The following is a 24305-nucleotide window of genomic DNA, read 5'->3' as shown; positions in this document are numbered from 1 at the left end:
TGAAATGAAATGCCTTCTAAAGACAATCCAAAAATACTATGTTTCTATGTGTTTAAAAAATTAGTCCTTTTTTCTCCCTTCAATATTAGGCAAGAAACCAGTAATAACACCAATCAGAGGCAGAAACGCACATATCTTAAATACATATTCAATGTTCGTTGCATCGGCGATTTTACCTAAAACAGCAGAACCCAATCCGCCCATTCCGAAAGCAAAGCCGAAGAAAAGACCCGCTACTAAACCAACTTTTCCTGGCATTAATTCAGTTGCATAAACTAAGATTGCAGAGAAAGCAGAAGAAAGAATCAATCCGATAATTACAGATAAAGTCCCAACCCAGAACAAAGAAACATAAGGCAACATTAAAGTAAATGGAGCAACTCCAAGTATAGAAGCCCAGATTACATATTTACGTCCGAAACGATCTCCAATTGGACCTCCAATTAAAGTTCCGGCTGCGACAGCTCCAGAAAACAAGAATAAGTAAACTTGCGACTGCTGAATTGAGATATGGAATTTATCTATCAAAAAGAACGTATAATAACTTGTAATACTACTCATGTAGAAGTATTTAGAGAAAATCAGAACCAATAAAATAATCAACGAAGCAATTACACGGTTTTTAGATAAGTGATGCGTTTCAATTTTATGAGCCGATTTGTTTGCGTTTCTTTCAGACAAATGTTCTGTGTACCAAATCGCAATTTTATACAGAGCAAAAACGCCAATTAATGCAATAATACAAAACCAGGCAATATAAGACTGTCCGTGTGGAATTACGATAAACGCCGCTAACAAAGGACCAATCGCACTTCCTGCATTTCCGCCCAATTGAAAGATGGATTGTGCCAAACCTCTTTTTCCACCCGAAGCCAAATGTGCTACACGAGAAGATTCAGGATGAAAAATGGAAGATCCGATTCCGATTAAACTTACTGATAATAATAAGTAAACAAAGCTAGTCGCAATCGAAACCATAAAAAGTCCGACCATTGTAAAACACATTCCGATTATTAAAGAATATGGTTTAGAATTTTTGTCGGTGTACATTCCCACAAAAGGTTGAAGTATAGAAGCTACGATTTGATAAGTAAAAGTGATGATTCCGATTTGAGAGAAGCTCAGATTAAAGTTTTCTTTAATTAACGGATAAATTGATGGCACTACCGCCTGTAAAAGATCATTTATTAAATGAGAAAAACTTATGATGAATAAGATGGAGTAGGTGGTTTTTTTAACTATGTCAGGATTTGCTTTAATAGTGTCCATGAGATATTTTTTTGATTTTTAAATTAGGTTAAAAAACAACAGCTGTATTATTTTTTGCAAAGATTAAAAGAATAGTAATGTCAGAATTGCTATATTTGGACAATGAATAACCAGATTCGGACATATCGAATGGCACAGGATCATGGATACAGAGTTGATCCATCGATTCCTGTTATTGGCTATACCGAAATGGTAACCAATGAAATGTGTATTTCACACTCGCATCCAAGAGGTCAGCTAATCTACGCAACTCGTGGCGTAATGAATGTTGTAGTGGGCAATCATATTTGGGTTGTGAATCCGTTGCAAGGCTTATGGCTTCCGGGTGGAGTAGAACATCAGGTTACTTTTCAGAAAGACGTTAATTATTACAGCGTTTTTATCGATCCATCTTTTATGGAAGGATTGCCAGAAAACAGTTTCTCTTTTGATATTCCGATGTTTTTAAAGCAGTTGGTTTTCAAGATTATTTCTTTTGGAGTTAAAGGAAATTTAACTCCTCCACAACACCGAATCATATCGGTTTTTCTGGATGAATTGGCTTTAATAGAACCAAGTGCCACTTTCCTGCCAACAACCAATCACGAAAGATTGCAAAAAGTTGTCGAGCTTATAATGGATGATATTGCCAGTAAAAACACCATCGATTACTACGCCGAACTTTCGTTTATGAGTAGTAGAACTTTATCACGCTTATTCATCAAAGAACTCGGAATGAATTTCAGCGACTGGCGAACTCGTTTAAAATTATTGGAAGCCATAAAACGTTTGGGCGAAAAACAATCCATAAAAGAGATTGCTCTCAATTTAGGTTACGAAAACACAAGCGCTTTTATTTATATGTTCAAAAAGCATTTGGGAAAAACGCCTTCTAATTATATTTTGGAAGATGAAAATGAGAACGATAAGTTATCGGCTTAGATTTTAGACCTGAAGATAGAACGCGGATAAAACGGATTTACTTCGTAAAGACGCGGATTGACACGGATTTTTTAAACACATAGAAACATAGGTTTTTATTCTCTTTGCTAAATAGAAATAATGAAAATGACTAGTCATTAACACATAGCTATGTGTATGTATGCAAGTGAAACGTCTTTTACGCATGGAGCAATTCTATGTCTCTATGTGTTTAAAAAATTAAAATCCGTTTTCATCCGCATCTTCGCGATAAGGAATCCCTCTCATCCGCGTCTCATAAAAATTGTAACATTATTTTTTTTAGTACTAAAAAAGTGATAACTCATAATTTTAACCTTAAAAAATTATCAAAATCAAGCTATATTAAGAAAATACAGGACAGTGCGGGTTGTGAAATGTAAAAATAACACTTATCTTTAGTCCCAAAATAAACTTACTATGCTAAACCGCCTTTCAATTTTTAAATTTTTATTGGTTCTTACTATATTATGTCCGTCCTCTTTCTTGTCAGCTCAAGAAAAACCAAAAGAAGCGACATGGATTTGGTATCCAGGAGATTTTGAAGTTTGGTTAAGCAATAAAATGCAGGTAAGACGTACAGAACGCGAGGCTGTATTTCCTCCGCTTTGGCAATATTACAGTCCGTATGCTTTGGTCACTTTTCAGACAGAAGTAGATATTCCAAAACCAGACGAGGTAAAAATCTTTTCAGAAGGACCTTTTCAATTACTTTTAGATGGCGTTCAGATTTATGGACAGCCAAAATCAATTACAGTTCCTGCCGGAAAACATAAAATTTCCTTTAAAGTTTATAATCAGGAAGTGTTGCCGGCTATTTATATTGCTGGTAAATATGTTAAATCCGATGCCTCTTGGAAGGTAACCAACGAAGATAAACTTTGGATTGATGAAACCGGAAAAGCACAGCAATCCGGTACGCCATGGGTTCCTGTTGGTTCTTGGAATTTTAATTCGCCAGAAAGTAAACCTTCTGGATTCAAACTGACGACGAAACCTTTAAGTGCTAAAAAAACAGAAAAAATTGGAGCGGGTCAGTTGGTAGATTTTGGAAAAGAGACTTTTGGTTATATTAAAATTCACGGTTTAAAGGGAAAAGGGAAACTAGCATTGTATTATGGAGAATCTCGTGAAGAAGCTTTGGATTCTGCCAAATGCGAAACTTTAGACCATTTATCTTTTGACGGAAAACAATCTGAAACTTACACTCATAACGGTTCAAAAGCATTTCGTTATGTTCAGGTTCAAGCAGATGCAGGAGTAAAATATGACTCAATTTCGATGCTTTATGAGTATCTGCCATTAGATTACCGTGGCGCATTCAAATCTTCGGATGAGCAATTGAATAAAATTTGGGATGTGTCGGCTTATACGATGCATTTAACTTCTCGTGAATTTTTTATAGACGGAATTAAACGTGACCGCTGGGTTTGGTCAGGCGACGCTTATCAAAGTTATTTAATGAATTATTATCTATTCTTTGATTCGGCTTCTGTAGAACGAACACTGTTAGCGCTTCGCGGAAAAGATCCTGTAACGGCTCACGTAAACATTATAATGGATTATTCGTTGTATTGGTTTGTTGGAGTTTATGATTACTACTTACACACAGGCGATACGAAATTCATCAAAACTTTTTATCCGAGAATGAAATCACTTATGGATTTCTGCTTAGAGAGAAGAAACAAAAACGGATTCCTTGAGCCATTAGAAGGTGATTGGGTTTTCATCGACTGGGCTGACGGATTGCCAAAAACAGGCGAGGTTAGTTTTGAGCAAATGCTTTTAGCGAGAAGTTTAGAAGCGATGGCAGTAAGTGCTGAAATTGCTGGTAAAGTCGAAGACCAAAAACAATATCAAAAATTAGGAACTGATTTAAAAACGAAATTGTTTGATGTTTTTTGGGATAAAAAAGAAAACGTCATGAAACACCAACGTATCGATGGAAAAATGCAGGATATTGTAACCAGATACGCTAATATGTTCGGTATTTTCTTTAATTATTTTAATGAAGAACAAAAGCAAAGCGTAAAAAATAAAGTGTTACTGAATAAAAATGTTCTTCAAATCACAACTCCATATATGCGTTTTTATGAGTTGGAAGCATTGTGTGCTATGGGCGAACAGAATTATGTTTTAAAAGAAATGAAAGATTATTGGGGCGGAATGCTGAATGAAGGCGCAACCTCTTTCTGGGAAGAATACAATCCAAACAAAAAAGGAACGGAACACTTAACGATGTACGGTCGTCCTTACGGAAAAAGCCTTTGCCACGCTTGGGGTGCAAGTCCGATTTACTTATTAGGGAAATATTATTTAGGTGTAAAACCAACTGCTCCGGGTTATTCAGAATACGAAATCAAGCCAAATTTAGGAGGATTAAAATGGATGGAAGGGAAAGTACCAACACCAAACGGAGAAGTTGCCGTGTATTGCAGTATCAAAGAAATCAAAGTAAAAGCAGGTGAAGGAGAAGGAAAATTGATTTTTGAAAGCTCGAGTAAACCGAAAACAAACTCTGGAACGATTACAGAATTAACAAAGAATAAATATCAATTGATTGTAAAACCGAATGTGGAATATAAAGTGAGTTATAAGGCTTTGTAAGTGATTAGTCCTTAGTGCCTAGTAATTAGTTCTTAGTACTGTTTGTCATTTCGACGAAGGAGACCCGAGCCATAGCGAATAGGCGAAGCAAATCACACTCGTAACCACAAAGATTATCACGTACAATTTGTCATTTCGACGTAAGGAGAAATCTTCGCAAGTAGCTCCGCACCGAATGTCGCTAATCTTTGTAGAGTTTCTCACGAAGATTTCTCGTTCCTCGAAATGACAAGATTGGGAAAATACATTAAAAGAATAAAAGCCAAAAAATAAAAATAATGTTTTCAAAAAATAAAAAATACAACATCAAATTAAAAACCGCTTTCCTAATGCTGTTGTCTGTCTGCATCCAAGCGACAGCACAAACGAACGCATGGAAACCAGCATCTTTTGAAATCGTAAAATTCAATTACAAAACTTTCAAAACAACACAATATGCTCATATATTTTCAGGAAGTAAACATAATATTGTTCGTTTAGCTCCAGAATTGCAGGGGCTAACAGGTATCGAACTTCCTGTAACGTATGAAAATGGAGCTAATTCCACATTACAACTAAAGTTTAAAGAATCAGTTAATATTTTAATTGGTGTGTTTCAGGATATAAGTACGGCTGAATTTACTCCATTAAACAGTGCTAAATTATTGATTGAAAATGGTTTAACTGTAACTGGTTTGCCTCCGATGAATGTATATTCGGTGAGCTATGCAAAAGGAATCCAACTGATTAATCCAGTAAACCGACCATTCGCTATTTTAGGAGTTGTAAAAGCTTCTGAAAAACTAGAATTCAGAAATGCCAAATTGCCAGATGGAAAACTTTGGAATCCAACTTTTATTGTTGAAGGATTTTCAGATGAAAAACCGCTTTTCGAAATTATCGGAGGAGAAAACAAACCAGTCATTGATGAAGGAATGTCTGGAACAGAAGGAATTCAAGGCGGTTTTGAAGGCGGACGTGTAGTAAAAGTCGGCGATACCTATCACATGTTTCCAACCGAAAGAGCGGGAGAAAAAGGCGTTGATTATTATTACGACCGTGTCAAAACCAAAATCGGACATTGGACAAGCAAAGATGCCATTCACTGGAAAAGAGAATCAACCATTTATCAAGCCAGCGGAACTTACGCCGTAACCGAAGATGATAACCCGATGAACGACCGTCGTGCAGCCATTTGGTCGTATATGCCGGTTTTCAACGAAAAAGCAAACAAATGGTACGGCTATTATTTAGCTTATACCGTAAGTAAAGAAATAGAACCCAATCACTCTTTTGGAAGAATTTGGCGTTGCGAATCAACAGTTGAAGGAATCAACGGAATTGGTGGCCCGTATAAAGATATGGGAATCATTATGGAACCGGGATTAGATTCTCAGCCTTGGGAAGGACGTCAAGGTGTAGCTTCTTTTTTTCCGTATCAAGTAGGCGATAAATATTTCGGATTTTACAGCGGAGCTTATCCGTTTAATTCATGGGCAGATTATCCGAAGAAATCAGGAAAAGGCTGGTTTGTGGCTTTAGCCGAATCCAAAAGCTTAGAAGGTCCTTGGTTGAGAATGAACAAAGGTTTGGAACCCATTAAAACTATGCATCCACAGTTTGTAGAAAATCCAATTGTAAGTCAGTTGCCAAACGGTCTGTACATTGCAATTTTCGACGGAGGCCCAGACGGCTGGGGACATCATTTGCCGAACATGATTGCGTATTCTTTATCAGCAGACGGCGTTAATTGGGCAGAAGCACATTATCTTCCAATAGAAACTAAAGTAGATAAATGGTGGGATATTATGAGAACGCCTTTGTGTTTAATCCCAGAAGGAAATGATGTTTATACAATCGTGTATAATGCAATCGATTTAAAAAGAAGATTTCACCCAACCGGAATGGTAAAAGTAAAACTGAACAAAGATGTGATGGAATCTAAATTAAGAGAATTGAAGAAATAATTGAGCATAAATAGAACGCGGATTAAACGGATTTACTTCGTAAAAACGCTGATTTACACAGATTTTATTTTAATTGATTGATTTGAAACTTAGAAAATAAATTAAAGTTTCCCCCAGATTTTGCAGATCAAGCAGATAAAAAAATCAGTTAAATCTGCAAAATCTGCGAGAGAAAAATAAACAAACTCTGCGTCTTAGCGACTTTGCGAGAGCTAAATGTAAAGCTTAGATATTAATCTCGCAAAGACACAAAGTCACAAATAAAAAAAAACTTAGAGCCTTAGCGCCTTCGTGGCAAAATAAAACATAAAAATGAAAATTAAATATCTAATTCTAATCATTTCAGCACTTGCTATAACCAGCTGTGCGACCAAATACAAGAAAAGGGAAATTACCGATAGCGTAATGCAGGAGATTTACCAAGAAATCAAAACGCCTTATAAATACGGTTTGGTGATGGTTCCTACCGACAACTCATACAAAATGGATTGCCCGAGTGTATTCAGAAAAGACGGTAAATGGTACATGACGTATTTAATTTATGACGGACGAGGTTATGAAACTTGGTTAGCAGAAAGTGATAATTTGTTAGACTGGAAATATCTAGGAAAAGTAATGTCCTTTTCAGAAAATGAAAAACATTGGGACGTCAACCAAAAAGCAGGATATATTTCGTTGCAAGATCTGACTTGGGGCGGAAGCTACGAATGGGAAAAATACGATGATAAATACTGGATGAGTTATTTTGGCGGAGACAGCAAAGGTTACGAAGCAGGCGTTTTATCAATCGGAATGGCATATACCAAAGAATCTCCGACAAAACCGCACGAATTTCAAAGGTTAGAAAATCCGGTTTTAACGCCAAAAGACAAAGACGCCAGATGGTGGGATAATAGTACGATGTATAAAAACAGTGTAATCCGTGATAAAGATAAACTGACAGGACACAATTTTATTATGTATTATAATGCCAGAGGTGATAGTTTAAATCCTGCAAAAGGGGCAGAGCGTATCGCGATGGCAGTGTCGAACGATATGAAAACATGGAAACGTTATGGCGATAAACCGTTAATTAACCATCATAAAGGAATTTCGGGAGATGCTTATATTCAGCGAATTAATGATACTTGGGTGATGTTTTATTTTGGAGCTTTTTGGACAGGTTGGAATCAAGGTGCATTTAACCGTTTCGCCGTTTCAAATGATTTAGTAAACTGGACGGACTGGAAAGGAGATGATTTAGTTAAATCATCAGAACCATACGATGATTTGTTTGCACACAAATCATTTGTGGTAAAACATGACAGCGTTGTGTATCATTTCTATTGCGCTGTAAACAAAGCAGAACAAAGAGGAATTGCCATTGCAACATCAAAGGATTTAGGAAAAAGCAAATTGAATTTTGTAGCACCGCCGGAGAAAAAGACGAAGAAATAGTTGTGAGTTATGAATTATGAATTATGAAATACCTTAATACTCCCAACTGAAATGACTCCGTTAGGAGGCTCTCGTCGGTAGAAAAGAAATAGCGCAGAGAAAATTTTGTCCCGTAGGGACAATTGAATCAAATAATAATGAAAAATAATATAAAGCCAATGTTTACATCGAAATCAAAATACAATAATCCATTTTTCAGATTACGATTTTTGACGTATACATTTTACATTTTACTATTCACAACTTACACACAGGCCCAATCCGTAACAGGAGAACCAGCGGGAGTTCCAGAATTACATAAAAAATACGAATTTGCTCCGTGGGAAGATCCAACAATTACAAGCATCAACAGGCAGCCATCAAGAGCAACTTCATATTCATACACTTCTGTTGAAGACGCACTAAAAGGCGACAGAACCAAAAGCCGAATCCAGATGCTAAATGGCGATTGGGATTTCAAATATGCTGTAAATTTAAAAGAAGCTTCAAAAGATTTCTATAAAAATACTGTTTCAGGTTGGGATAAAATCGACGTGCCTTCCAACTGGGAAATGAAAGGATATGATAATCCAATTTACAAAAGTGCCGTTTATCCGTTTCGACCAATAAATCCGCCATATATCCCGAAAGATTATAACGGAGTTGGTTCTTATCAAAGAAGTTTTACTGTTCCTGAAAAGTGGAAAGATATGACCGTGACTTTACATTTCGGAGCCGTAAGTTCAGGTTTTGAAGTCTGGTTAAATGGGGAATTTTTAGGATATGGTGAAGACAGTTTTCTGCCATCCGAATTTGATATTACGCCTTATTTAAAAGCAGGAGAAAATGTAGTTTCAGTTCGTGTAATTCGTTGGACAGATGGTTCTTATTTAGAAGACCAGGATCATTGGCGTATGAGCGGAATCCAGCGTGAAGTTTTCATTATGGCTGAGCCGAAATTGCGTATTCAGGATTTCTTTGTTCAAACCAAATTAGACAAACAATACACAGATGCTATCTTCAAATTGCGTCCGAAAGTTGAAAATTTGACAGGAGAAAAAGTCAAAGATTATACGATGAATGTGCAGTTATATGATGCCAATAATACTGCAATGTTCAAAGAACCGCTTCAAAGGCCTGTGATTGATTTAATTAATGAAAGTTATCCCCGTTTGGATAATGTTCGTTTTGGATTCTTTCAAGAGACCATCAAAAATCCTAAAAAATGGAGTTCAGAAGAGCCGAATTTATATACAATGGTTATTTCGATAAAAGATAAAAACGGAAACGTTACCGAAGCAAAAAGCTGTAAAGTAGGTTTCCGTTCGATTGAATTTTCGAAAGAGAATGGCAAAATGCTCATTAACGGAAAAGAAACGTATGTTTATGGCGTAAACCGTCACGATCACCATCCCACAAGAGGAAAAGCCGTTACGAGAGAAGACATCAAACAAGATATTACCACGATTAAAAAGTTCAATTTCAATTTTATACGTACGAGCCATTATCCAAACGATCCTTATTTCTACGAATTATGCGATCAATACGGAATCATGGTTATGGACGAAGCGAATCAGGAAACACACGGAATTGGCGGTAAATTAAGCAATGACCCACTTTGGACGAATGCTTATATGGAACGAATGATTCGAATGGTCGAAAGAGATAAAAACCATCCGTCGGTTGTGATGTGGAGTTTAGGAAATGAGGGCGGAAAAGGGCCAAATCATGCTGCAATGTCGGGTTGGGTTCACGATTTTGATATTACACGTCCAGTTCATTATGAACCAGCGCAGGGAAATGCAAAATTAGATGGTTATATCGATCCGCTTGATCCAGGATATCCAAAAACAATCGATCATGCGTACCGATTCGAAAACCCGCAGGATGATTCGTATGTCGATATGGTTAGCCGTTTTTATCCGGGCGTTTTCACACCAAAATTTTTAGTAGACCAAAAGAAAGATACACGTCCGATTATTTTCGTTGAATATTCTCATGCAATGGGGAATTCAGTTGGGAATTTAAAAGAATTATGGGATGAATTCCGTTCGCTTCCAAGAGTTATCGGAGGTTGTATTTGGGAATTCAAAGATCAGGGAATTGTGAAATTTGATTCAAGATCAGGACAGAATTATTTTGCACATGGAGGAGATTTTGGCGAAAAATATCATGACGGAAACTTCAATACAAAAGGAATTGTAGATTCTAACGGAAAACCAAAAGGTTCGATTTTTGAGAATAAATGGGTGTATCAGCCAGCGATTTCAACTTTAAACGGAAATCAGTTAGAAATTAAAAATCGTCAGGCCGTTAAATCTTTAGAAGGTTATATTCCGGTTTTAAAAGTTTTAGAGAACGGAAACGTAATCAAAGCTCAAATTTTAAAACCATTTAAAATAGAAGCGGGACAATCGACAACTTTAGATGTGAGTCCGTATCTTCCAAAAATGAAAGCGGATGCGGAATATATTTTAAATATAGAATTCCAGCTTTCAAAGGATGAGTTGTGGGCTTCAAAAGGTTACGCTGTCGCGGAAGATCAGTTTGTGTTGAAAAAGAAAGAAGCTGTTTCGCCTGAATCGAAAAAAGAGAATATAAACGTTTCTGAATCCGATTCAGATTTCAAAATAAAAGGAAAAACTTTTGATATTACAATTGGAAAAACAAACGGAGCTTTGAGTTCTTATATTTATAATGGAGAAGAACAAGTTTTCGCACCGCTATTACCAAACTTCGTAAGACCGCTTACAGACAACGATAAACGTGGATGGAAGTCTCAAAAATTATTAAAACAATGGTATAAAGCAAAACCAAAATTGGTAGATATTGCCATTGATAAATCGGATTCAGCAATTAAAATTACAAGCGATTACGAAGTCATAAAAGACAGCGCAAGTGTAAAAGTAATCTACAGCATTTTACCAAACGGATTAATAAAAGTAGATTACAGCCTAAAAGCATCAGACAAATTGCCAAACATTCCAAAAATCGGAATGCAGATGGGAATTAAGAGAAGTTTCGATCAGATTTCATGGTACGGAAAAGGCGAATTGGAAAATTACAACGACAGAAGTTTTGGTTCATTTGTTGGAAAATATTCGCTTCAAATAAATGATTTTATCGAACATTATCCAAAACCACAAGAAAATGGAAACAGATGCGATGTAAGATGGATGGCATTAAGCACTCCACAGAAAAATAACGGATTTTTAGTAGTAAACGATAGTAAAGTTCTAAGCATGAGCGCATGGCCTTATACACAAGAAAACCTAAGTGCATCAGGACATACGTACGATTTGAAAGATCCAGGATTTTTAACACTGAACATCGATTTAATTCAAATGGGAGTAGGAGGAAACGACAGCTGGACGATTGTGGCACAGCCGTTAGAACAATATCAGATTAAATCAGGAAATTATGAGTATAGTTTTTATTTGACGCCTTTTAGTGGTTCTAAGAATGAATTGGAAAATAGTTTGAAGAAGTTTAAATATTAGTAGATAATTAAAAATTAAGATTTAAAAATTAAAAAGCATAGTTCATTTCATTTCGACGTAAGGAGAAATCACACGCGTATTTCGACAAAGATTGGAGAAGTACGTTGTGGAGTTTCGAGTGTGATTTCTCCTTACGTCGAAATGACAAAAAAAGCGAGATATCAGAAAAAAAATCTGCAAAATCTGCTAAATCTGCGGGAAAAATTTGCTCTCGCAGATTTGGCAGATAAAGCAGATTATCAAAAAAAATAATAAAATGTTTCAAAAAAAACACCTCTTTTTTATCCTCCTTTTCGCAAGTTTCGTCTGTGCACAGGAAATCCATAAAAAAGAATCTTTTCATCCAACTTTAGAATCCTCAAGAGCTTGGGTATATTGGTATTGGATGAAATCGGCGTATTCTAAACCCGGAATCACAGCCGATTTAGAAGCGATGAAACAAGCGGGAATTGCGGGTGCTTATTTAATGACTATCAAAGGGCCAGCCAATCCAACATTGATAGATCCGCCGGTTTTGCAGTTGAGTCCGGAGTTTTGGGATATGATTCATTGGGCTTTTAAAGAAGCCGATCGTTTAGGTTTGAAACTAGCCTTTCATGGAGCAGACGGATTTGCCGTTGCAGGTGGGCCTTGGATTACGCCAGAAATGTCGATGCAAAAAATAGTTTGGTCAATGACTGAAATTTTAGGCGGAAAAAAAGTTACTTCAAAACTACCAGTTCCAGCACATTACAAAGACTATTATAAAGACATTGCCACTTTTGCTATTCCGATAAAAGAATATCAAATTACTTCGCAGATGCAATTACCAAAAGTAACGACATCCAACAATAGCGACGCCTCGTTTTTGGCAGATTCTAAAAAAGACGAAAACTTCAAATTTGCTGATGCAGGTTGGATTCAGTATGAATTTACTCAACCATTTACCTGCAAATCTATTGTGATAGAAACCAAGGGAAGAGATTTTCAGGCACAACGTCTTATTGTAGAAGTGAGTGACGACGGAATTAATTTTAGATTTCACGAAAGAATGATTGCACCGCGTCACGGCTGGCAAGACATGGATTTCCCCAATACACATACGATTACACCCGTAACAGCAAAATATTTCCGATTCGTTTATGATCCAAAAGGAACAGAACCTGGAGCAGAAGATTTGGACTTTGCGAAGTGGAAACAAAATCTGAAAGTCAGTAAAATAACCCTTTCGAACCAATCATTGATTAATAATTACGAAGGAAAATCGGGAGCAATCTGGCGTTTGACTCCGCAGACTACAGAAAAAGAGATTCCAAATTCTGATGCATTCAAAAAAGCAGAAATCATCAATATTTCCAATTTCGTTGATGCTGATGGAAATTTGAACTGGAAAGCACCAAAAGGAAAATGGAAAATTATCCGAATGGGACATACTTCGACCGGACATGAAAATGCAACTGGTGGAGCAGGAAAAGGATTAGAAGTTGACAAATTTAATCCCGAATTAATTCGTTTTCAGTTGGATCATTGGTTTGGAGAAGCTGTTCGTTCTGCTGGTCCTGAATTAGCTTCAAAAGTTTTAGAAATTCTTCATTTTGACAGCTGGGAGTGCGGAAGTCAAAACTGGTCTTCGGTTTTTCAAGCGGAATTTAAAAAGAGACGTGGTTACGATATTGTGGAATATTTGCCTGTAATGGTGGGAATTCCAGTAGAAAGTGCCGATTTCTCGGAGAAAGTTTTATATGATGTTAGAAAAACAATTGCCGATTTAGTTGCTGATAATTTCTACGGAACTGTAGCGCAAATCGCCAAAGAATATAACGTTAAGTTAAGTTCAGAGAACGTTGCGCCAACAATGATGAGTGATGCTTTGTTACATTATAAATATGTTGATTATCCGGGTGGAGAATTTTGGCTGAAAAGCCCAACGCACGACAAACCTTTTGATATGGTCGACGCCATTTCGGGTGGGCATATTTACGGAAAAGATATTATTCAGGCGGAATCTTTTACGGCTCTGCGAATGGATTGGGATGAACATCCAGGAAACTTAAAAACAACGGCAGACCGTAATTACGCTTTAGGGATTAACCGTTTATTCTATCATGTTTTTGTACATAATCCGTGGACAGACAGAAAACCGGGAATGACTTTAGATGATATTGGAACCTTTTTCCAGAGAGACCAAACTTGGTGGAAGCCTGGGCAAGCTTGGTTTGATTATTGTCAAAGAGTGCAGTTTCAATTGCAAAAAGGAAAACCTGTAATTGATCTGGCAGTTTTTATTGGAGAAGATTTTCCTTCGCGTTCTTTTGTTCCAGATCGTTTAGTGCCATTTATTCCGAATGTGTTTGGAAAAGAAAGATTGGAAAGCGAGAAAATCCGTTTAGAAAATGAAGGTCAGCCAACGGCAAAAATGCCAAAAGAAGTCACCTATTCTAAAAACATAACCGATTTATCACAATGGATTAATCCGCTAAATGGATATCAATATGATTCTTTCAATGCCGATGTTTTAATCAATCGTGCGAAAGTAGTAAACGGAAAAATTTCGTTTGAGGGTGGAATTGAATACGGCGCTTTATTCTTTCCAGGAAGTCATAAAATGGCACCGAATAAAATGCTTTCTTTGGCTTGCGCCGAAAAAATCCTGCAATTGCTAAAAGACGGTGGAACCATTTTTGTGGATGAAAAACCAAACCTTCAACCGGGAATTCAATCAGAAGCCAATCAAAAGAAATGGCAGAATATAATTGATGAAATCTGGAATAATGCCAATTCATCAACTTGGAAAATTGGAAAAGGAACGGTTATTAAATTACCGTATTTAGGAAATGATTTTGCTTCCATCGGAATTACTCAGGATATTTATTTTCCAAATTTAAGGCGTTCTGAAGCCGAAACATTAGCGTGGACACATCGAAAATCGGAGACGGAAGATATTTATTTCATTTCCAATCAAAAAGGAGAAAAAAGAACGTTCGATGCTTCTTTCAGAATCTCAGGAAAAGTGCCGCAATGGTACAATCCGGTAACAGATCAAACTTCGGCTTTAGCCAATTGGAAAATAGAAAACGGAAGAACAATTGTTTCGATAACTTTAGAAGCCAACGAATCTGGTTTTGTGATTTTTAAAGAAGAAACAAAAGAAGTTTTAGCTCAAGGAAAATCATCTAAGTTTGAAAAAGTTCAGACTTTAGATGAAAACTGGGAATTACAATTTGATCCTGAATTTAAAGGACCGAAAGAAATAGTAAAAACAAATAAACTTTTTGACTGGAGTACTTCAGAAAATGATCAGATTAAGTATTATTCAGGAACTGTAATCTATAGAAAAAATTTTGTCTGGAAAGGAAAAAGCACAGATAAAATTTGGCTGGATTTGGGTGAAATAGCCAATATCGCAGAAGTGAGTATTAACGATATTCATTGCGGAACACTCTGGACATTTCCTTATAAAGTCGATATTTCGAAAGTGCTCAAAAGAGGTAAAAATGAAATTGTAATTAAAATTACAAATACCTGGGCAAACAGATTAATCGGCGATCAAAAATTGCCAAAAGAAGAAAGGTTGACATGGACAACAGCGCCATTTCGTTTGGAAGGAGAGCCGTTGTTAAAAGCGGGATTATTAGGACCAGTGAGTATTGTAAAAGAAAAATAAAATATTAGCCACAGATTAAAGGATTAAAAAGGATTATTTTTTTGACAAAGAAAGAAGTTAATTGCCTCCAGCTTTAGCTGGAGGCAATTGAAAAGAAAAATATCAATAGATCAAAGAATTTCAAGAGATTAATAATCCTTTTTAATCCTCTAATCTGTGGCAAAAAATAAATAAAAAATGAAAAAATCAATTATTGCATTATTAACGGTTTTAGCAAGTCTTCAAATCAATGCCAAAATCAAACTGCCAGCATTGTTTACTGATAACATGATGTTACAGCAAAAATCCAACGTACCAATTTGGGGCTGGGCAGAAAAGAACGCCAACATCGTTATTAAAACTTCTTGGGATTCTAAAATCTACAAAACAAAAGCAGATGGTTCAGGAAAATGGAAAACAGAATTGAAAACTATTTCCTTCGGTGGACCGTACACGATTGAAGTTTCAGAAGGAACGGAAAAAATAATCATCAAAAATGTTTTATTGGGAGAAGTTTGGCTTTGTTCGGGTCAGTCGAATATGGAAATGCCGTTGAAAGGATTTCAAGGACAGCCTGTTAAAAACGGAAACGAAATTATTGTGAGATCTACTAATAAAAATATCCGTTTAATTACGATTCCTCGTGCAACAGTTTTAGAACCTTTACAAGATTTTGAAGGAAAATGGGAAGAAGCTTCTCCAAAATCGACTTCCAATTTTAGTGCAACAGCTTGGTATTTTGGCTCGCTTTTACAGGAAGTTTTAGACGTTCCGGTTGGATTGATTCATGTTTCCTACGGAGGTTCAAGTATGGAAGCTTGGATGAATCAGGAAATGCTGAAAGATTTTGCCAGCGCTAAAATTCCGACCACAAAAGAAGAATTAGCAAAAGACCCAAATCGTGTTCCGACGACTTTGTTTAACGGAATGCTTTCGCCTGTTATAGGTTACGGAATAAAAGGCTGTATCTGGTACCAGGGAGAATCAAATTATGAAAGAGCTTCTGAGTATACCGCTTTAATGAAGAAAATGGTAAGCAGTTGGAGAGCGCTATGGAAACAGGGAGATTTTCCGTTTTACTATGCGCAGATTGCACCATTCAATTATGCTTCTTTTCATCCAAAAGATTATCAGGAAAAATACAATTCGGCTTATTTGAGAGAGGCTCAGTTTAAAGCTTCTAAGGAAATCCCGAATTCAGCAATGGCGGTTTTAATGGATGTTGGAGAAGAAAACAATATTCACCCAATGGATAAAGAAAAAGGCGGAAATCGTCTGGCTTTTCAGGCTTTGGCAAGAACGTACGGAATTGAAGGTTTTGAATTCGAAAGTCCGAAATACAAATCAATGGAAATAAAGGATGGTGCTGTAACCGTTTCTTTTGATGATGTGGCAAACGGAATTACATCTTACGATAAAGAAGTTTTAGGTTTTGAAATCGCAGGAGAAGATAAGGTTTTCTATCCTGCAAAAACAGTCGTAAGAAGAAAATCAGTAGTGCTGACATCAGATAAAGTAAAGAAACCTGTTGCAATACGCTATTTATGGAAGGATTTCGTAAAAGCGGAATTGTTTAGTGCTGGAGGATTGCCAGTTTCTTCGTTTAGAACAGACGAATGGTAGTTTTTTAAACCATATAAGTTATATAAGAAAATGTAAGTTTTGTGTTTTGCTTGTCTTTTAGGAAATATAAGTTTAGAAATGAAAGCTCAGCTTAAATTATCTTTTATGACTTATATGGTTCAATAATAGTGTTCTATATAAAATATTAATACGTTGAAAAATTTAATAATTCTATTTTTTCTTTTCACTACGCTTTGCCTCAAAGCGCAAATTCCTACACTTGATAATTACAATCAGGTTTGGACAACGCAAAGCAACAATTCATCAGAATCTATGCCTTTGGGTGGCGGGGATATTGGCATGAATGTCTGGGTGGAGAAAGGCGATTTGTATTTCTATTTTTCACGAAGCGGTACTTTCGACGAAGATAATACTTTATTGAAATTAGGAAGAGTAAAAGTTACTTTAACGCCGAATCCGTTTGAAGGGAAAGACGGTTTTCATCAGGAACTGAAACTAAAAGATGGATATGTTTTAGTTGGGCAGAATGATACTAAAATCAAACTTTGGGTAGATGTTTTTAAACCGATAATTCATGTTGATTTAGTAAGCAAAAAATCGTTGAAAATGACAACTTCTTATGAAAGCTGGCGTTTTCAAAACCGTCTTCCGAAAGGAAAAGAAAATAATGCCAATTCTTATAAATGGGCACCTCAGGGAGAACTTATTACTTATAAAGATTCTATATCGTTTGAAAATAACGGAATTAAATTTTACCATAGAAACAGAGATAATACGGTTTTTGACGTAGCGGTAAAACAACAAAAAATGGAATCGGTAAAAGATCAAATGTTGAACCCGATTTCGAATCTGACTTTCGGTGGATTTATGAAAGGCGATAATCTAAAGCCAGATGGAACGTATCTTGGAAAATATCAGGATACCGATTTTAAAGGGTTTAATTTAACGAGCATTAAACCATCCAAAAAACATTCATTAGAAATTTATTTAAACACCAATCAATCTGATTTTTCTACTTGGAATAACGGGTTGAAAAGTTTGATTTCAGCTAATAAAAACAATTTCAAACAAGCAGAAAAAAACACTCAAAAATGGTGGAATACTTTCTGGAACCGCAGTTTTATTTTTACACAAAAAAATCAATCGACTGCCAAAGATTCGGTTTATCAAATGGGGCAGAATTATCAATTGTTCCGATATATGCTTGGATGCAATGCGTATGGAAAATATCCAACGAAATTCAACGGTGGACTTTTTACAGTTGATCCTGTTTACACGAATAAAGACCTGAATTTTACGCCCGATTTCAGAAATTGGGGAGGAGGAACCATGACAGCTCAAAACCAACGATTGGTTTATTTTCCGATGGTAAAAAGTGGGGATTTTGATATGATGAAATCTCAATTGGATTATTACGTAAGTCTTCAAAAAAATGCTGAATTACGTTCAAAAGTGTATTGGAATCACAACGGAGCATCATTCACCGAACAATTAGAAAATTTTGCACTTCCAAATCCGGCTGAATACGAATGGAAACGTCCCGCAGATTATGATCCGGGAATGGAATATAATGCGTGGTTAGAATACGAATGGGATACGGTTTTAGAATTCTGTCAAATGATGTTGCAACAGAAAGAATATGCTGGAGAAGACATTCAGAAATATAATAAATTCATCATCAGCTGTCTTCGTTTTTTTGATGAACATTATCAATATTTGGCGAAACAAAGAGGTCGAAAAGCTTTGGACGGAAACGGAAAATTAGTTTTATATCCAGGTTCTGGAGCAGAAACGTATAAAATGGCGAATAATGCCAATAGTACCATTTCGGCTTTACAGGTAATTGCCGAAAGTCTTTTAAACCTTTCGGGTAATCAATTGTCAAAAGAAGACTCAGAATATTTAAAAGGATTTCAAACAAGAATTCCGCCTTTGAATTTTGGACAGATTGAAAATCATAAAGTTTTGGTTCCTGCTAAAACTTGGGAAAGAGTTAATAATACAGAAGTTCCGCAATTATATCCAGTGTATCCGTGGGGAATTTACGGCGTTGGAAAACCTGATTTAGAAACCGCTTTAAATACATGGAAATACGATCCAGATGCATTAAAATTTAGAAGCCATGTAGGCTGGAAGCAAGATAATATTTTCTCGGCTCGTTTGGGCTTAACCGAAGAAGCGATGAAATATAATACACTTAAAATGGCGAATTCAGAAAGACGTTTTCCTGCTTTTTGGGGACCAGGTTTTGACTGGGTTCCTGATCATAATTGGGGAGGTTCGGGAATGATTGGCATGCAGGAAATGCTTTTGCAGGAAACAGACGGTAAAATTTATCTTTTTCCGGCTTGGCCAAAAGATTGGAACGTTCATTTTAGATTACATGCCAAACAAAATACTACGATTGAAGTCGAACTTGTAAATGGAGAATTAAAGGTTTTAAAAGTAATTCCTGAAGAACGAAAAAAAGACATTATAAATCTGCTCGGAAAATCTGAAGCAGAGAAAACGAAATTAAACTAACTATTATTAACAAAAATGATTAAGAAATTAATAAGTGCTGCAGTTTTGTCCATGCTTTTGACCACAAACGGACAAGCACAATCAGCTCAGAATACTGATAAACAAATCGTAAAAGTCGATTTTGACTTTTTTCAAAGAAGATTGGAAGAAGTTCATGATCCGAGTTATGATTCATGGGTGATTAACGAAGGAAAAGAGGACGAAAAATCATTTAATAATATATCTTTTAAGTTAAAAGGAAACTTTACTTCAAAATGGTATAAAGTTGGAATGAGCGCTCCACATTATAACAAATTAGGAAGCGACGGTTTGGTTACGGCTGAAAATCTAGAACTAAAAATCAGTGGACTGAAAGCGGGAAAACATACACTTTTGACTTTTCATAACGCTTTTGATGTGATTACAGGAAAAACTTTTTCACCCATAAAAATCTATGTAGACGGAAAACTTCAGGAAACGGTAAATGCAAGTCAGAGAGCCAATGCTAAAATTGATGCTTCGATGGCATATATTGCTTTTAATGCTGAAAAAGGGAAAGATGTAATTGTTCGTTTTGAAATTGATCCAACTTCAAATCCTGATATCGTAAAACAAATCGTAATCAACGGTTTCGAAATTGATACGCCAAATTTGATGAATCAGGCTCGTACTCCACAACCAAAAAATAGAGATGAACATGTTGAAGTGGAGAAAACTTTAACTTTAAAATGGGACGCTGTAAAAAATGTGGCTTCTCATAAACTGTATTTTGGTGAAGATAAAAATGCGGTAGAAACAGCAACCGAATCTTCAAAAGAATTTAAAGGAAAACTAACTGAGAAATCTTTTACAGTTTCTGATTTATACAGTGGTACAACTTACTATTGGAGAGTCGATGAAGTGGATAATAATGGCGAAGTGACTTTAGGAAACGTTTGGTCGTTTAAGCCAGCTCAACTAGCGTTTCGAGGCGCAGAAGGTTACGGAAGATATGCTGTTGGTGGACGTGGCGGAAAAGTGATTGAAGTAACCAATTTAAATGATGACGGACCAGGAAGTTTACGAGATGCCATCAATCAGGAAATTGGACCAAGAACCATTGTTTTTAATGTTTCAGGAAATATAAAACTGGCTTCGAGATTAGTAGCAAATCAGCCTTATATCACTATTGCGGGACAAACGGCGCCGGGAGAAGGAATTACAATCAGCAGAGCGCCAATTGGATTGACAGGAAATGATGGAGTAATTCGTTTTCTAAAAGTTAGAATCGGAGGCGGAACTACTTTTGACGGAATGGGATTAACAGGTGCAGATTACAGTATTATCGATCACTGTTCAATAAGCTGGACAATTGATGAGTCGTTTAGCTCACGTGGTGCGCATCATATTACATTACAGCGAACTTTAATTTCGGAAGCTTTAAATGTTGCGGGACATGATAAATACGAAGCAGGAAAAATGCATGGTTATGCAGCTACAATTGGCGGCGATATAGGTAGTTTTCATCATAACTTATTATCTCATAATTACGGACGAAACTGGAGTATTGGTGGTGGTCTAAGCGGTGACGGATTTTATACAGGAAGATTGGATATTACTAATAATGTGGTTTACAACTGGGGAAAAAGAACAACTGACGGTGGTGCAAATGAGGTAAATTTTGTCAATAATTATTATAAACCGGGTGCTTCAACGGGAATTTTTGTAGCGTTAAATGCACAGCATGAAGGCGTTGGGAAAGGAATGCAACGTTATTATTTTGATGGAAATGTTATGCCAGGTTATTTCGATGAGAAATCTCAGGACAAAGGCAGAAAATCTACTGTAACAAATAGAGAAAAAGTGGAATATGAAACTTTTGTCGATAAACCATTTTTTCCTTCTTACGTAGAAACGCAATCAGCGAAAGCGGCTTATAAAAATGTGCTTTCAGATGTTGGTGCTAATCAGCCGTTTTTTGACAAACACGATAACCGAATTATCAATGAAACTTTAAAAGGAACTTTTACTTACAAAGGAAGCAAAAGCGGTTTAGGCGGTATGATTGATAACGAACAAGATGCTGGAGGATGGCCAAACTTTGTTTCAGAAACTCGTCCAGCAGATTGGGATACGGATCATGATGGTTTGCCAAACTGGTGGGAAAAAGCTTTTGGATTAAATGAAAACTCGGTTTCAGGAGATTTTTCAGATGCGAATTCAGATATCGATAAAGACGGATTTACGCAGTTGGATAACTATTTAGACTGGTTGACTCAGCCTCATTATTTTATCAATTTAAAAGATAAAAAAGTTTTAAATGTAGCGGATTATTTCAAAGGTTTTGAAAATAAACCCGTTTATACTTTTTCTGAAGTAAAAAATGGAAAAGCGAGTTTAAAAGGAAAAGAAATTCAGTTTACAGCTTCAGATAAAGGTTTCGCTTCTTTCATCGTAACTGTAAAAGATGCCGATGGAGATTCTATGAGCAGAACTATTAATTTCTTTGTTAAGTAAAGAGGTTTCACGCAGATTTTGGCTGATTTAAGCAGATCTGCGCAGATTTATTTAAAAAAGAAAAAATCTGTAGAATCTGCTAAATCTGCGAGAAAATTTTTTTTATTCTCGCAGATTTTAGACAAGAAATAAAAAACAAAAAATAATCTGCTAAAATCTGCCGAATCTGCGTGAAAAATTAATCTCTCGCAGATTTAGCAGATCAAGCAGATAAAATTAAATTCAAAATGAAAAAGAATATCATCATATCATCCTTATTTCTTTCAACCGTAATCTTTGCCCAGAACAAAGGTTTGGTTGCGAATTCAGAAAGCCCGTATTCCAAATTACAAAGTGTAGGTCTGCAAGATGTAAAATGGACAAATGGTTTTTGGAAAGAACAATTTGATGTAGAAACCAAAAATACCTTGCCGTATATGTGGGATTTGTATCATAACGATGAGATTTCGCATGCTTACAAAAACTTCGAAATTGCAGCAGGATTAAGCAAAGGAGCTTTTAAAGGACCTTCATTTCATGATGGTGATTTCTACAAGATTTTTGAAGGAATGGCTGCGACGTATGCTGTTACAAAAGATAAAAAACTCGATGCAGAAATGGATAAAGCTATTGCACTTTTCGCGAAAGTACAGCGCAAAGACGGTTATATTCATACGCCAGTTTTAATTGACGAACGCTGGGGAACTTTAGGCCCAGAAGAAGTTAAGAAACAGTTAGGTTTTGAGAAATACAATATGGGACATTTAATGACTGCGGCTTGTATTCATTATCGTGCCACTGGGAAAACAAATTTCTTAAATATTGCCAAAGGAGTTGCCGATTTCTTATATGATTTCTACAAAAAAGCATCGCCAGAATTGGCCAGAAATGCAATTTGTCCATCACATTATATGGGAATTGTTGAGATGTATAGAACAGTAAAAGATCCAAAATATCTGGAATTGGCCAATAATCTAATCGATATTAGAGGAACTACAAATGACGGAACTGATGATAATCAAGATCGAATTCCGTTTAGACAGCAGACAACTGCGATGGGACACGCCGTAAGAGCAAATTATTTATACGCTGGAATAGCTGATTTATATGCCGAAACTGGAGAAAAGAAACTGCTAGATAATCTAGAATCGATTTGGGATGATGTAACGTATCGAAAAATGTACATTACAGGAGGCTGTGGTTCTTTATACGACGGAGTTTCGCCAGACGGAACTTCTTATGATCCTACGGTGGTGCAGAAAATCCATCAAGCGTACGGAAGGCCTTTTCAATTACCAAATGCAACGGCTCATACCGAAACCTGTGCCAATATTGGAAATGTTTTATGGAACTGGAGAATGCTTCAAATTACGGGAGATGCCAAATATGCTGATATTGTAGAGTTGGCACTTTACAACAGTGTGCTTTCGGGAATGGATTTGGAAGGAGAAAAATTCTTGTATAATAATCCGCTGAACGTTTCAAATGATTTACCATTTCATCAAAGATGGGGAAATGAACGTGAGGGCTACATTGCTTTGTCAAATTGCTGTGCGCCAAACGTAACCAGAACAATTGCCGAAGTTGGAAATTATGCTTACAGTCTTTCAAAAGAAGGTTTGTTTGTCAATTTATACGGAAGCAATTCTTTGAATACCAAAACAATTAATGGAGAAGCGTTGCAAATTGAACAGCAGACCAATTATCCTTGGGATGGAAAAATAACTTTGAAAATTATAAAAGCGCCAAAAGATTTGCAGAACTTCTTTTTAAGAATTCCAGGCTGGAGTCAGAATGCTGAAGTTTCAATAAATAATTCAAAAATTACAGATAAAATTGTTTCTGGAACTTATTTGAAATTGAATCAAAAATGGAAAAAAGGAGATGTTATTGAATTAAACATTCCAATGCCAGTTGAGTTGATGGAAGCCAATCCGTTGGTGGAAGAAGCTAAAAATCAGGTTGCGGTAAAAAGAGGACCATTAGTTTATTGTTTAGAATCAGATCAATTGCCTGCTAAAATTAGTGTGAATGATGTGGCTTTAAAAGTGAATTCACAATTTAAAACGAATCCTTTTACACTAAACAATAGAAATTTAGTAAGCATTGATGCTGAAGCGGTTATAAATTCTAATAATTCATGGGAGAAAACGTTATACAAACCGCTTTCTTCTAAAAATGAAAATATGGTACAAGTAAAATTGATTCCGTATTTTGCATGGGGAAATAAAGGAAAAGGAGAAATGACGGTTTGGATGTCGCATTAATTTGGTACGCGGATGAAACGGATTTACTTCGTAAAGGCGCGGATTAAAAACGGATTTTTTAATTTTCTTGAAATTCAAACATTTTTGTCAAAGTTGCAACGCTCAGTTTGTCATTCCGAGGAACGAGGAATCTCCGCAAGTAGCCCCTCATAGTAAATCGCCAATCTTTGCCGAATCC

General features: G+C 36.2%; 11 protein-coding genes. 10 read left to right on the top strand and 1 reads right to left on the bottom strand.

Annotated features, from left to right (window positions below; genetic code table 11):
• Positions 1-60: 60 nt before the first annotated feature.
• A complete protein-coding gene (locus tag ACFFLS_RS13275) occupies positions 61-1269 on the bottom strand; it encodes an MFS transporter (RefSeq protein ID WP_379682064.1) in 1209 nt (402 codons plus the stop codon).
• A gap of 129 nt (positions 1270-1398) precedes the next feature.
• Between ACFFLS_RS13275 and ACFFLS_RS13270 the strand changes: the two genes are divergently transcribed.
• The 10 genes from ACFFLS_RS13270 (at position 1399) to ACFFLS_RS13225 (ending at position 24127) form a co-directional block, all read left to right on the top strand.
• A complete protein-coding gene (locus tag ACFFLS_RS13270) occupies positions 1399-2190 on the top strand; it encodes an AraC family transcriptional regulator (protein ID WP_379682063.1) in 792 nt (263 codons plus the stop codon).
• Positions 2191-2628: 438 nt separating this feature from the next.
• The gene (locus tag ACFFLS_RS13265) at positions 2629-4815 is read left to right on the top strand and encodes an alpha-L-rhamnosidase-related protein (RefSeq protein WP_379682062.1); all 2187 of its coding nucleotides are present in this window, start codon (positions 2629-2631) and stop codon (positions 4813-4815) included.
• A gap of 278 nt (positions 4816-5093) precedes the next feature.
• Positions 5094-6761, top strand: a complete 1668-nt coding sequence (locus tag ACFFLS_RS13260; RefSeq protein ID WP_379682061.1) for a hypothetical protein — start codon at positions 5094-5096, stop codon at positions 6759-6761.
• Between the two features lie 312 nt (positions 6762-7073).
• Positions 7074-8198, top strand: coding sequence for a glycoside hydrolase family protein (locus ACFFLS_RS13255; protein WP_379682060.1), 1125 nt, complete (start codon positions 7074-7076; stop codon positions 8196-8198).
• 137 nt (positions 8199-8335) lie between these two features.
• On the top strand, positions 8336-11677 hold the full coding sequence (locus tag ACFFLS_RS13250; RefSeq protein WP_379682059.1) for a glycoside hydrolase family 2 TIM barrel-domain containing protein: 3342 nt from the start codon (positions 8336-8338) through the stop codon (positions 11675-11677).
• A 256-nt stretch (positions 11678-11933) separates the two neighbouring features.
• Positions 11934-15320, top strand: coding sequence for a glycosyl hydrolase (locus ACFFLS_RS13245; protein ID WP_379682058.1), 3387 nt, complete (start codon positions 11934-11936; stop codon positions 15318-15320).
• A 177-nt stretch (positions 15321-15497) separates the two neighbouring features.
• Entirely contained in the window at positions 15498-16922 is a 1425-nt protein-coding gene (locus tag ACFFLS_RS13240; RefSeq protein ID WP_379682057.1) for a sialate O-acetylesterase, read from the top strand.
• 153 nt (positions 16923-17075) lie between these two features.
• Positions 17076-19406 carry a DUF5703 domain-containing protein gene (locus ACFFLS_RS13235; RefSeq protein ID WP_379689440.1) on the top strand — a complete coding sequence of 777 codons (2331 nt, stop codon included), beginning with the start codon at positions 17076-17078 and terminating at the stop codon, positions 19404-19406.
• Positions 19407-19421: 15 nt separating this feature from the next.
• A complete protein-coding gene (locus ACFFLS_RS13230; RefSeq protein WP_379682054.1) occupies positions 19422-21881 on the top strand; it encodes a pectate lyase family protein in 2460 nt (819 codons plus the stop codon).
• A 227-nt stretch (positions 21882-22108) separates the two neighbouring features.
• Complete coding sequence (locus ACFFLS_RS13225; RefSeq protein ID WP_379682053.1) at positions 22109-24127, top strand: aceric acid hydrolase; 2019 nt, start codon at positions 22109-22111, stop codon at positions 24125-24127.
• Positions 24128-24305: the final 178 nt, after the last annotated feature.

The organism is Flavobacterium procerum, from assembly GCF_042431625.1.
GTDB lineage: Bacteria > Bacteroidota > Bacteroidia > Flavobacteriales > Flavobacteriaceae > Flavobacterium > Flavobacterium procerum.
The sequence above is the reverse complement of the archived record's forward strand: the minus strand, read 5'-3'. Positions and strand labels throughout refer to the sequence as shown.